This window comes from Phenylobacterium sp. (genome assembly GCF_004799515.1).
In the GTDB taxonomy this organism is placed as follows: Bacteria; Pseudomonadota; Alphaproteobacteria; order Caulobacterales; family Caulobacteraceae; genus Phenylobacterium.
In genome coordinates this window covers 159,834-171,349 of the sequence record NZ_SSMX01000021.1, presented here as the reverse complement: position 1 = coordinate 171,349, position 11,516 = coordinate 159,834, and the positions used below count along the sequence as shown (strand labels likewise).

11 protein-coding genes are annotated in these 11,516 nt (G+C 69.8%); 5 read left to right on the top strand and 6 right to left on the bottom strand.

All coding sequences use genetic code 11. The annotated features are described in order from the left end of the window. A partial coding sequence (locus E8A49_RS08605; protein ID WP_293379072.1) for a hypothetical protein occupies positions 1-587 on the bottom strand: 587 nt, incomplete at its 3' end. A 172-nt stretch (positions 588-759) separates the two neighbouring features. After that, on the bottom strand, positions 760-2,637 hold the full coding sequence (locus tag E8A49_RS08600; RefSeq protein WP_293379069.1) for a PQQ-binding-like beta-propeller repeat protein: 1,878 nt from the start codon (positions 2,635-2,637) through the stop codon (positions 760-762). 245 nt (positions 2,638-2,882) lie between these two features. On the opposite strand from E8A49_RS08600, the gene E8A49_RS08595 reads away from it, so the two are divergent. Both E8A49_RS08595 and E8A49_RS08590 read left to right on the top strand, forming a co-directional pair. Next, positions 2,883-3,947 carry a glycosyltransferase family 4 protein gene (locus E8A49_RS08595; RefSeq protein WP_293379066.1) on the top strand — a complete coding sequence of 355 codons (1,065 nt, stop codon included), beginning with the start codon at positions 2,883-2,885 and terminating at the stop codon, positions 3,945-3,947. Continuing rightward, positions 3,944-6,100, top strand: a complete 2,157-nt coding sequence (locus E8A49_RS08590; RefSeq protein WP_293379063.1) for an amylo-alpha-1,6-glucosidase — start codon at positions 3,944-3,946, stop codon at positions 6,098-6,100. The genes E8A49_RS08595 and E8A49_RS08590 overlap by 4 nt, the downstream gene beginning before the upstream one ends. 22 nt (positions 6,101-6,122) lie before the next feature. Here E8A49_RS08590 and E8A49_RS08585 read toward each other — a convergent pair whose 3' ends face one another. Then, positions 6,123-6,893, bottom strand: a complete 771-nt coding sequence (locus tag E8A49_RS08585; RefSeq protein ID WP_293379060.1) for a Coq4 family protein — start codon at positions 6,891-6,893, stop codon at positions 6,123-6,125. Between the two features lie 98 nt (positions 6,894-6,991). Here E8A49_RS08585 and E8A49_RS08580 point away from each other — a divergent pair, with 98 nt between their 5' ends. After that, positions 6,992-7,234 (top strand): ribbon-helix-helix domain-containing protein, encoded by a 243-nt coding sequence (locus E8A49_RS08580; RefSeq protein WP_293379057.1) that lies wholly within the window; start codon positions 6,992-6,994, stop codon positions 7,232-7,234. Here E8A49_RS08580 and E8A49_RS08575 read toward each other — a convergent pair. Further along, positions 7,191-7,799: a hypothetical protein gene (locus E8A49_RS08575; RefSeq protein ID WP_293379054.1), complete on the bottom strand. Its 609-nt coding sequence runs from the start codon at positions 7,797-7,799 to the stop codon at positions 7,191-7,193. The two genes, E8A49_RS08580 and E8A49_RS08575, sit on opposite strands and share 44 nt — an antisense overlap. Continuing rightward, complete coding sequence (locus E8A49_RS08570) at positions 7,796-8,170, bottom strand: PadR family transcriptional regulator (RefSeq protein ID WP_293379051.1); 375 nt, start codon at positions 8,168-8,170, stop codon at positions 7,796-7,798. The genes E8A49_RS08575 and E8A49_RS08570 overlap by 4 nt, the downstream gene beginning before the upstream one ends. A 114-nt stretch (positions 8,171-8,284) precedes the next feature. Here E8A49_RS08570 and E8A49_RS08565 point away from each other — a divergent pair, with 114 nt between their 5' ends. Continuing rightward, complete coding sequence (locus E8A49_RS08565) at positions 8,285-8,587, top strand: hypothetical protein (protein ID WP_293379048.1); 303 nt, start codon at positions 8,285-8,287, stop codon at positions 8,585-8,587. 48 nt (positions 8,588-8,635) lie between these two features. Continuing rightward, positions 8,636-11,002, top strand: coding sequence for an ATP-dependent helicase (locus E8A49_RS08560; RefSeq protein ID WP_293379045.1), 2,367 nt, complete (start codon positions 8,636-8,638; stop codon positions 11,000-11,002). Here the strand turns inward: E8A49_RS08560 and E8A49_RS08555 are convergent. Continuing rightward, complete coding sequence (locus E8A49_RS08555; protein ID WP_293379042.1) at positions 10,999-11,412, bottom strand: hypothetical protein; 414 nt, start codon at positions 11,410-11,412, stop codon at positions 10,999-11,001. The genes E8A49_RS08560 and E8A49_RS08555 overlap by 4 nt on opposite strands. Positions 11,413-11,516 lie beyond the last annotated feature (104 nt).

The following is an 11,516-nucleotide window of genomic DNA, read 5'->3' as shown; positions in this document are numbered from 1 at the left end:
AGGCCATCGGGCCATGGACCGACGCTTACAACCTCACCCGACCCCACGCCGGCATCGCCGGCCTCACGCCCTCGGCCAGGGTGAACAACCTTCTTGGAAACGACAGGTGTCGCCACGATCCGACGCCGGCGCAGGGCCGCGCCGAGGCTGAAGAAGCCGCCGACCAGCAGGGACCAGGTCACCGGCTCCGGCGCGGCCGACCCCGGCAGCTTCACGAACGCCACCGTCAAGGTCGAGGCATTGTTGAACCCCGTGCTCGTCCCAATCGTGTCGAACACTGCGCCCGTACCGGTCGAGTCGGAGAAAAGGGTGTTGTGGCCGTTGATCGTGATCTCGTCGAACATGCCGCTGAGGTTCGGGAAGAATACCACCGTGCCCAGGCTGCCGCACCCGGTGCAGCTGTCGGGCGTCGGGGTTTCCGGCGCCGTGATGAAGGTCGGCGTGTCGATGACGAAGGTGGCCGTCGAAGCGGGGGTCCGCAAGCCGGGCGGGAAGACCCCGTTGAAGGTGTACTGCACTTCTTCGCCAGCCGGGATCGGCGTGGTGGCGAACGCCGGCGACGCCACCGCCAATGCGGCGGCGGCCAACAGAAATTCCAGTTTCATAAGCAATTCCCCCGCGTCGGCGACTGTGGCGACAGGCCGTACGCTCCCCTACAGCTAACGCACCCGGCCGGCCTCAAAACAAGCCCGGTCGAACACGTTCGGCGAGGGCGAAAGACCTAGGCGACGGACGCCGCATAACGGCTGATCAGCCCGCCTACTTCTTGGGCTTGAACGCCAGCAGGACGTTGCCCGGGACCTCGCCGAAGCGGCCATAGCCCGAGACCACGAACAGCATCCCGTCGGCCGCGACGTAGGGCGAGGAATCGATGGCGCCGCCGTTGGCCGCGACGCCATTGACCGTGTCGAACTTGCGCATGGTGTCGTAACGCCAGAGTTCCGCGCCGCTCTCGGCGTCATAGACCCGCAGGATCCCGTCGAGAGCCCCTTGCACCACCGCCCCGTCCACCACCAAGGGCGCCGGCGAGAAGCCGATGCGGGTCTGGCAGGCGGCGTAGCGTGCGCGGCGGTCGCCGGAGCAGTCGCCTTCGCCCTTCGCCGTCCAGAGGATCTTGCCGGTGTCGATGTCGAGGGCATGCAGGGCGACGCCCGCCGTCGGATAGTCCGCGGAGGGCGGCGTTGCGTCGTTGATCGGCGCGAAGACCCGGTTCCCGTAGACGGCCGTGCCCCAATGGACGCCGCCGTTCGCCCCGCCCTTGCTGAGCCGGTTGGTCCAGATCAGCTTGCCGCCGCTGTCCGGGTCGAGCGCCCAGACGGCCCCGGACTTCTGGCCAGCCAGCAGGATGTCGCGCCCGTCGGCGCGCTTGGCGATGATCACCGAGCCGCCGAAGTCATGGTCGAGTGTGACCCCGGTCTCCGACCCGAAGCAATTGGGGCCCTTCGGGCAGCCGTAGTGCCAGAGGTCGCGCGGCGTGGCCTGGAACGACCACTTGCGCGCGCCGGTGGCCAGGTCGAAGGCCACGACGGCGTCGGTGGTCTCGACAAAGGGGATGGAGTTCTGCTCGCCCGTGCCGACGTAGAGCAGGCCCCGCTTCTCATCGATGGCCGGGCTGCTCCAGATCGGCGCGCCGGAGGGACCCCACATCTGGGTGCCGACCCGGCTCTTCTGGGTCCTGACGGCTTCGACCATGGTGCGGCCGACCCAGAGCTTCTTGCCGGTCTTCAAGTCCATCGCGACCACGGCGCCCTGCGCCTTGCAGCACTCGTAGGTCTCGTCCACCGCGTGGTTGATCTCGGTGGCCGAGAGCGGTGCGTAGACGCGGCCCTTGTAGATCACCGGCGTCCCGGTGATCCGGTTGGCCTCGACCAGGCGGGCGTCCGAGCGCCAGACCAGCTTGCCGGTCCGCGCGTCGATGGCCAGGACGAAGCCGGTGGCGTCACCCGCGACGATCACCGGACGGCCCGGCGCCAGCTCGCCGTAGCTGATCGAGGAGCGCAAGGGCGCGGCGTCCTCGTACTGCCATTTGGCGCAGCCGGTGCGGACGTCGAAGGCGTACATGCGCCCCGCGTCGCTCGCCACGATGAACAGGGTGTCGCCGGCCACCACCGGCTGGGAGCGCATGGTCGGCGTCTGCGGCAGGCCCACCGCCCAGGCCAGCTCCAGCCGGGCGAAGTCGGCCTTGGTCAGCCCCGATTGCGCCGCGCTCAGCGCCCGGCTGTTGTGTGGATCGACGCCCCAGGTGGCGACCGCGGGCTTCGCCGCCGGGTCGATCCGCTCGGCCGCGCCCCGGCATTGCGACCGCTGCAGCCAGCCACTGTTGTCCGGTTGGCCGAGGGAGAGCCAGTCCTCGAGCTGCTTGCGTTCGGCCGCGGTCAGGTCCTTGGCCTGGGTGCGCATGTAGCCGACCGTGGTGTGATATTCGACGCTCGACGGGCGCATGGCCCTCAGGGAGTCCAGGCTGGGCGCCCGGCTCGCCGCGGGATGGTCGTGGCAGGCCGCGCAGACCTTGTCGTAGACCGCCTTGCCCGGATGGCCGGCGTCCGCCGCCGCGGGCCCCGCCGGTTGCGCCAGCGCCGCCGTGGCGATGGCCATCATGGCGACCGAAATGGCCGCAAGCCCGATCCTGCCGCTCAAAAACCCCTCCCGATCCCCTGCGTCCCCCGTCGTTCCGCGAGGGTTCAGGACACGCTGACGGCTCGGCGGCCGAGTTTCAATCCACAAAGGAGCCAAACCGCCGATAGGCGGTTCCAGGTCCGGTCGCGACGATCTTCGGTAATCGGCGTTCGACGGTGAACGTCCGGCGCGCTCCCGAGTTATCGCTCTGAGGCGACCTGTCCCTTGCAGGCGTCGCCATGGGCGTCGCCGGCCGAGGATTGTCGATGAGGATTGCGCAGGTTTCGCCGATGTATGAGGCCGTTCCGCCACGGCTCTACGGCGGCACGGAACGCGTGGTGGCCCACCTGTCGGACGCCCTCGTGGAGCTGGGCCACGACGTCACCCTGTTCGCCAGCGCAGACGCCCGCACCAAGGCGCGGCTTGTTCCCGTGCGCGATCAGGCCATCCGGCTGGACCCGGCGCCGCTCAAGTCGGACTTGGCCGCTCACCTGACCCAGCTCGCGGAGGTGCGCCGGCAGGCCTCGGACTTCGACGTGATCCACTTCCACACCGACATGCTCCACTTCCCGTTTTTCGAGTGCGTGGCGGACCGGACCATCACGACCCTGCACGGGCGGCTCGATCTGAAGGACCTGCCGGAGGTCTATCGGCGCTGGTATCAGTTCCCACTGGTGTCGATCAGCACCGATCAGCGCCGGCCGATCCCGGACGCGAATTGGGTGGGCACGGTGCACCATGGCGTGTCCGCGGACCTCTATCGGTTCTCGCCCGCCTCGAGCGGCTATCTGGCGTTCATCGGCCGCATCTCGCCGGAGAAGCGGCCCGACCGGGCGATCGAGATCGCCAGGCGCACGGGCCGCCCGCTGAAGATCGCCGCCAAGGTGGACCCGGTCGACCGGGCCTACTTTGAGGAGAAGATCGAGCCGCTGTTGCACGATCCGCTGATCGAATTCGTGGGCGAGATCGGCGACGACCGGAAGTCGGCGTTCCTGGGCGGCGCGGATGCGCTGCTGTTCCCCATCGATTGGCCGGAGCCGTTCGGGCTGGTGATGATCGAGGCGATGGCGTGCGGCACGCCGGTCGTGGCCTTCGACTGCGGATCGGTGCCGGAGGTGGTCGAACCGGGCCTCACCGGCTTCATCGTCCGCGACATCGAGGGCGCCGTGGAGGCGGTGGGCCGCGCGCCCCATCTGTCGCGCCAGGCGATCCGCAGCCGCTTCGAGGAACGTTTTTCCGCCACGGCCATGGCGGAACGTTACGTGCAGCTCTATTCGCGGCCGCGCTCGTCGCAGCCTGGTGAGGCTCCGTTCGGGGAGAGCGTTTCATGACGGTCGACGAACTCTCGCCCAATGTGAAAGGCCCCATCGCCTGGGGCGAGGTGGAGGAGCCTCGGGCGCTCCAGCGGATGTTCGCGCTCAAGGACCGGGACACCTTCGTGGTCGCCGATCCGCACGGCGACATCCTGGGGGCCGGCGACGGCGTCTTCCATGACGACACCCGGATCCTGTCGCACTGGGAGTTGCTGGTCGACGACGCCCGGCCGACCCTGCTGTCGGGCGCGATCTCGCACGACAACGTCGTCTTCACCGCTCAGAGCCTGAACAAGGCTCTGCCGGCCCCCGGCGGCCCTGTCGCCCCGCCCGGCATCCTGCACATCGAGCGCAAGCGTTTCGTGTGGGAGGAGCGGATCTACGAACGGCTGACCATCGCCAACTACGGGACCGAGGCGGTGACCCTGCCGCTGGCCTTCGAGTTCGACGCCGACTTCCACGACATGTTCGAGGTGCGCGGCGCCCGGCGCCCGGCGCGGGGCGTGCGGCGCAAGCCGGCGGTCGGCGAAACCACCGTCGCCTTCCACTATGTCGGCCTAGACGAGGTGGAGCGCTGCTGCGTCATCGCCTTCTCCGACAAGCCCACGCGGTTCACCGCCCGCCGCGCCGAATTCCAGTACGAGCTGGCCGCCGACGACCGGCTGGAGCTGCATGTGGAGATCGGCGCCCGCGAGGTCGCGGCGCCGACGCGCGAGCGCTTCCGGGCGGCGGCGGCGCGGGCGCGCTGGGCGATGCGCGCGCGCCGGCGGCATGGCGCGCGGCTGAGCACCGACGGGCGGCTGTTCAACGGCTGGATCGGGAAGTCGGTCTCCGACCTGGCGCTCCTGACCACCTCGATGGAGACCGGACCCTATCCCTACGCCGGCATCCCCTGGTTCTCCACGCCCTTCGGGCGCGACGGCATCCTCACCGCCTGGCAGGTCCTGTGGTTCGATCCCTCGCTGGCCCGCGGAGTGCTGACCTATCTGGCCGCGCACCAGGCGGAGTCCCTCTCGCCATTCCGCGACAGCCAGCCGGGCAAGATCATGCACGAGACCCGCCGCGGCGAGATGGCGGTCTTGGGCGAGGTGCCCTTCGGCCGCTACTACGGCGGGGTCGACACCACGCCGCTGTTCGTCGCCCTGGCCGGCGCCTATGCGCGGCGCACGGGAGACTTCGCGCTCATCGAGCGGCTGTGGCCGGCGCTTGAGCGCGCCATGACCTGGATCGTCAGCAACCTGGACGCCCATCCGGAGGGCCTGCTGGCCTACGCCCGTGGCCGCGACACCGGGCTTTCGAACCAGGGCTGGAAGGACTCCGGCGATTCCATCTTCCACGCCGACGGGCGGTTCCCGATCGGCCCGATCGCGCTCGTTGAGGTGCAGGGCTACGTCTACGCCGCCCTGCGCAGCATGGCCGAGCTGTCCGCCCGCCGGGAAGCGTCCGGCGAGGACCGCGACTGGGCGAGGCGCGCCGAGGCGCTGCGCGACCGGGTGGAGCGGTTGTTCTGGATGGAGGACCTGGGCTTCTACGCCATCGCGCTGGACGGCAAGGGCGCGCCCTGCCGAATCTTCGCGTCCAATCCGGGGCACCTGCTGTTCACCGGCCTGCCGTCGCCGGAGCGCGCCCAGCGCGTGACCGAGCGCCTGCTCTCGTCCCGCCTCAACTCAGGTTGGGGGATCCGCACGCTCGCGCCCGGTCAGCCGCGCTATAATCCGATGTCCTACCATAACGGCTCGGTGTGGCCGCACGACACGGCGATCTGCGCCCTCGGCCTGTCGAACTACGGAGACCGCGAGGGCGTGGTGCGCCTGACCGCGGGCCTGTTCGAGGCTGCGGTGCAGCTCGAGATGCGCTTGCCCGAGCTGTTCTGCGGCTTCCCCCGCCAGGCTGGCGAGGCGCCGACGCCCTATCCGGTGGCCTGCCTGCCACAGGCCTGGGCGGCCGGGTCGGTGTTCATGATGCTGCAGGCCTGTCTGGGCATTTCGGTCGACGGGGTTCGGGGCCAGGTCGACCTGTTCGACCCTCACCTTCCCATCGGAATCGGCGCGTTCAGCATCGACGGCTTACGGGTCGGCGACGAGCGAGTGAACCTGCGCTTCGACCAGGCGTCGGGCCGGGTGAAGGTGCGGGTCGACGGCCACGGTGTGAAGGTGAACGTCAGCGCTTGAACCGCGCCGGGCGTGATCGCCCTTAGGCCGCCTTGGGCAGGGACTGGTCGCGGACCTCGGGGGGAATCGAGTCGTAGACGGTGGCGGGCGTGATGCCGAGGCGCTTGCGGGCCGCGTCGAGCGGTTCGGCCATCAGGCGTTCATAGTCCTCGCCCAGCAGCCACTTGGCGGCCTGGCCGCGGCGGTAGCCCTGCCAGATCGCCTTCGCATAAGGCGTGGGGCCCTTGCGGCCGCGGTGGGCGGCGCCGACGGCGATCAAAGCCCAGCCGAGACCCTTGGTCTGGGCGTAGGAGAAGGCCACCAGGCAGGCCTCGCCCAGGCCGTCGCGGTGATAGCCGGAGAGCACGTGCCAGATGTCGTGCACGTCGCGGGTGCGCCGGCCGAACCAGGCGTAGGGATGCGGCTCGTCCACCGCGCGTTCGGTCTGACGGCTGATCTCGGCCAGTCCCTCGGCGCTGAAGTTCTGTGAACGGACGAACTCGCGGTAGGCGGCGCCGACGCTGCCCTGCGGCAGGCTGTCCAGCCAGGCGTCATCCATCAGCCGCTCGGCGAACTCGGCGCGCTGGTAGGCGATGCGGCCGCCCTGCGGGGTGGTCAGCAGGCGGTGATAGCCCTTGGCCGTGGAGCTGCCGTTCAGCGCCCGCATGATCTCGAACACCTGGATGGTGTCGTCCTTGTCGTTCAGCAGGCGCTGCAGCGAACGGAGCGCGTGGCCCCAGTCCAGCTTGGTCGACACCGGGCGGTAGGCCGGTTGGGCGGCGGGCGGCGCGGAGATGGTGTCGGCCATGGCCATGGGACGAACTCCTCGATATTGACCGCCCAAAGATGACGCTGCCGTCAACTTAATGATTCCGGTGGCGCGCGGGCCCGAACCGCAGGACATAGTCCAGCATGGCGACCTTAAGAAAACGGTCGGTGCAGCTCTCCGGCCACGCCACCTCGCTGGCGCTGGAGCCGGAGTTCTGGGCGGTGCTGGAGGCGATGGCGCGGACCCAGGAGATCAGCCTGGCGGCCCTGATCGGCCGCATCGACGCCGGGCGTGGCGGCGGTCCCCTCGCCTCGGCCTGCCGGGTGGCGGCGCTGGCCTTCGCTAGCGGTCGCGGCGCGCCCGGCGGCCCATCAGGCGCAGGCTGAAGAGGCCGAACCGCCAGGTCAGCCAGCCCAGCAAGAGGCCGAGACCGAGGCCGATGGGGATGATCCAGACGCCCAGCAGCTCACGGCCGGCGTGCGGGCGGTCCATGACCCCCAGCGCCAGGGACGCCACGTAGCTGTTCCGGCCGTCCGACTGGACCCACAGCCCGGCCTGACGCCAGGCGAAGGGCTTCACCGCCGCGGTGGCCAGAAAGGCCGCCGCCGACCCGTAGCCCAGGACCGACACCAGGAAGGCGAACAGGCCATAGGCGCTCAAGCCCGCCAGCCGGACGATGGCGTGCAGCACCCAAAGTGGCGAACGGTGGGTCTCGAGTCCCGCGACCACCCGCTCGGTCACATTAACCCGGGCGACCTCCCGCGGACTGCCGAGCTCGGCGATGGCGGCCTCGATCCGCGCGGGCGTGGTGTCGCCCCCGACCTTGTCCAGCACATGGCTGCGCAGCTCCGCCAGGGTCTCGCGGACCTCGGCGTCCGGCAGGCCGCCCAGGTGGCGATGCACCTGGTCGAGGTAGCAGTCGAGGTGCGCCAGTCCGGCGTCATTGCTCACGAGATGTCTCCTTCGATGGGCGCCAGGAGGCGCTCCAACCCCTGGGCGAACGCCCGCCAGCTCTGCGTCATCTCCCGCACCCGCGCGCGGCCGGGATCGGTGAGGCGATAGTATTTGCGCGGGTGGCCGGCGTCGGCCTCCACCCATTCGGCGTCCACCAGCCCCTCGGCCTTCATGCGGCTGAGCAGCGGATAGATGGTGCCCTCGGGGATGCTCATCCCCGCCTGGCTCTCTAGCTGGCGGAGGATCTCCAGGCCGTAGAGCCGGCCCGGCCAGAGGATGGCCAGCACCGCCAGGCCCAGGCCGCCCTTGCGGACCTGCACCTCCCACTTGCCGAGTTCATCGGCCATGTCGCGGCGATCTACGCTCATGCATCATACCTTGCTTACCGAGGTATCATGCATCAAGTGTCTTTTTTGTCATCGACGCCAGGTTCGAGGCGCGGGCTTGGCGGCAGGGGCCGCCGCCCGCTATGCCCTAGGCGCATGCACGCCGCCCCACCGCCCGAGACGCCCCCGGCCATCACAGCCGAGCAGCGGCAGGACCTGGACTGCGCGAGTATCGGCGTGCTGTTTGGCGGCGGCCCAAACGGCGCCCGTGGCGGCTGGAACAGCCGCATGGCGCGCTACTACCTGGGCCGGCTGCAGTCGAGCGACGAGTCCCGCGACTGGCGCGCCCTGGTGCGGCCGATCCCCGACAGCATGACCTATCGCGAGTTCATGGAGCGCATGGGCGATTGCAGCGCCCGCATGCCCGCGCCGCGCCGGCCCGCGCCCGCCGACCGCTAGGCGCGACGGAACGCAGCACGAACACTTGGCTGTCGTGTGTGAAGGGCCATGTTAGACAGGCCTCATATGTCCGGATCCGAATCCCCTTTCGAACCGCCTGCCCCGCGCGTCAGTGACTTGGCCCGCGCCGATCAGCGGCCCGCGGACTATCTCGACGGGCTGAACCCCGAGCAGCGGGCCGCCGTCGAAGCCACCGAGGGGCCGGTGCTGGTGCTGGCCGGCGCGGGCACCGGCAAGACGCGGGTGCTGACCACCCGCCTCGCCCACATCCTGGCCACCGGCAAGGCGCGGCCCTGGGAACTGCTGGCCGTCACCTTCACCAACAAGGCCGCGCGCGAGATGCGCGAGCGGATCACCCACATCATCGGGCCGCAGGCCGAGGGCCTGCGCTGGCTCGGCACCTTCCACTCCGTGGCCGCCCAGATCCTGCGCCGCCACGCCGAACTGGTGGGGCTGAAGTCGAACTACACCATCCTCGACGACGACGATCAGGAGCGCCTCCTCAAGCAGGTGCTCGAGGCCGAGAACGTCGATTCCAAGCGCTGGCCGGCGAAGATGCTGGCGGGCCTGATCGATCACTGGAAGAACCGCGGCTGGACGCCGGACAAGGTGCCGCCGGCGGAGAGCGGCCACTTCGCCAACGGTAGAGGCCAGGCGATGTACCGGCTTTACCAGGAACGGTTGAGGATCCTGAACGCCTGCGACTTCGGCGACCTCCTGCTGCACAACCTGACCATCTTCACGACCCAGCCGGACGTGCTGGCCGAGTTCCACGACCGCTTCCGCTACATCCTGGTGGACGAGTACCAGGACACCAACGTCGCCCAGTACCTGTGGCTGCGCCTGCTGGCCCAGAAGCGGCAGAACGTCTGCTGCGTCGGCGACGACGACCAGTCGATCTACGGCTGGCGCGGCGCGGAGGTGGACAATATCCTGCGCTTCGAGCGCGACTTCCCGGGCGCGGCGGTCATCCGGCTCGAGCGCAACTACCGCTCCACCAGCCACATCCTGGCGGCGGCCTCCGGTCTCATAGCCGCCAACAAGAGCCGGCTCGGCAAGACGCTCTGGACCGAGGCCGAGGGCGGCGAGAAGGTCATCGTGCGCGGCGTCTGGGACGGCGAGGCCGAGAGCCGGCTGATCGCCGAGGAGATCGAGCGCGCCCACAAGGGCTCGCGTGACCGCAACCCGCGCCGCTACCGCGATATCGCCATCCTGGTGCGCGCCTCCTTCCAGATGCGGGCCTTCGAAGAGCGGTTCGTGCTGTTGCAGATCCCCTACACGGTGGTGGGCGGCCCCAGGTTCTTCGAGCGCGCCGAGATCCGCGACGCCCACGCCTATCTCAGGCTGATCTATTCGCCGTCCGACGACCTGGCCTTCGAGCGGATCGTCAACACGCCCAAGCGCGGCATCGGCGACACCACGGTGCAGAAGCTGTTGCAGGTGGCGCGGCTGGCCGGAATCTCGGCGCTCGAAGCCGCCCGGCAAGTCGTCCGCACCGACGAACTCGCCGCCCGCACCCGCACCTCGCTGGCCAACTTCCTGCGCGACCTCGACCGCTGGCGCGAGGGGGCTGGCCGCCTCGCCCACCCGCGGCTGATGGAGCAGGTGCTGGAGGAGAGCGGCTACACCGATGCGCTCCGCCTCGACAAAGGCCCGACCGCCCAGACCCGGCTGGAGAACCTGAAGGAGCTGGTCCAGTCGATGGGCAATTTCGAGACCCTGGAGGCCTATCTGGAGCACGTCTCCCTGGTCATGGACCTCGACCGCGGGCCGCAGGCCGACGCGGTGCAGATCATGACCCTGCACTCGGCCAAGGGGCTTGAGTTCCCGCTGGTCTTCCTGCCTGGCTGGGAGGAAGGCGTCTTCCCCTCGCAGCGCTCCATGGACGAGAAGGGCGAGAAGGGCCTGGAGGAGGAGCGCCGCCTGGCCTACGTCGGCATCACCCGCGCCCGCGAAGAGGCGCGCGTCTCCTTCGCCGCCAACCGCCAGGTGTACGGCCGCTGGACCAGCCAGCTGCCCAGCCGGTTCGTCGACGAACTGCCGCTGGCCAATGTCGAGGCCTCCTCCGAGACCGGCTACTACGGCGGCGGCCCCGGCATGCAGCAGCACGGCAGCCGCTGGGACGAGAGCCCGACCTTCGGCGCCGGCTATTCCTCCCCCGGCTGGAAACGCGCCCAGACCGCCGGCTACCGCGGCAGCCACCCGGGCCGGCAGCAGGTGATCGAGGGCGAAGGCCGCCTGGTCGCCACCTCCGCCGACACCGGCAGCGAGTTCAAGCGCGGCGACCGGGTCTTCCACCTGAAGTTCGGCTATGGCGCGGTGACCGGCGTGGAAGGCAACAAGCTCACCGTCGCCTTCGACAAGGCCGGCGAGAAGAAGGTCATCGACAGTTTCGTGGAGAAGGCGGAGGCCTAGGCCTTCTTCCGCATCGCCCCGTGGACGGCGAAGACGCTGAGGCCGGCGGCGAGGACCAGGCCCGCGGCGATCAGGGCGCCGCTCCATTTCGGGGTGGCGTCGAGGCGGGTGAGGATAGCGGGCTCGTCGGCCGGAGCGGCGCTCGGCGAAGGCTCCATCGGTGTCAGCGGCGCGGCCTTGCGGAAGGTCACCAGGCCCTGGGCGTGGTCGATGTCCTCGGCGGCCCAGCCGGCCTGGGCCCAGGCCCGGCCGTGCGGCGAGGCGGCGTCGTTCTTCCACCAGGCCTTGCCGGTCCGCGCGGCCTTAGGCAGCGGGAAGCCCAGCAACGCCTCCAACTCGGCGAAACTGGCGCGCCATTCGGGTCCGGCGTGGCCGGCCAGGCGCGCGGACAAGGGATTGTGCTTGCTCATCGAGGCCTCTCCCGCGGCCGAGGTGCGCCAATAAGGCCAGCTTGGCGCTGAACCAATAGGCGGTCCACACGCTGTTAGGCCGCCTCGTCAAATGACTATCGGGT

Excerpts from the sequence above, each read along its gene's own strand:
- E8A49_RS08580 (WP_293379057.1), top strand. The coding sequence starts at position 6,992 with ATGGCGACCTTAAGAAAACGGTCGGTGCAGCTCTCCGGCCACGCCACC.
- E8A49_RS08555 (WP_293379042.1), bottom strand. The coding sequence starts at position 11,412 with ATGAGCAAGCACAATCCCTTGTCCGCGCGCCTGGCCGGCCACGCCGGA.
- E8A49_RS08565 (WP_293379048.1), top strand. The coding sequence starts at position 8,285 with ATGCACGCCGCCCCACCGCCCGAGACGCCCCCGGCCATCACAGCCGAG.
- E8A49_RS08570 (WP_293379051.1), bottom strand. The coding sequence starts at position 8,170 with ATGAGCGTAGATCGCCGCGACATGGCCGATGAACTCGGCAAGTGGGAG.
- E8A49_RS08560 (WP_293379045.1), top strand. The coding sequence starts at position 8,636 with ATGTTAGACAGGCCTCATATGTCCGGATCCGAATCCCCTTTCGAACCG.
- E8A49_RS08585 (WP_293379060.1), bottom strand. The coding sequence starts at position 6,893 with ATGGCCATGGCCGACACCATCTCCGCGCCGCCCGCCGCCCAACCGGCC.
- E8A49_RS08590 (WP_293379063.1), top strand. The coding sequence starts at position 3,944 with ATGACGGTCGACGAACTCTCGCCCAATGTGAAAGGCCCCATCGCCTGG.
- E8A49_RS08595 (WP_293379066.1), top strand. The coding sequence starts at position 2,883 with ATGAGGATTGCGCAGGTTTCGCCGATGTATGAGGCCGTTCCGCCACGG.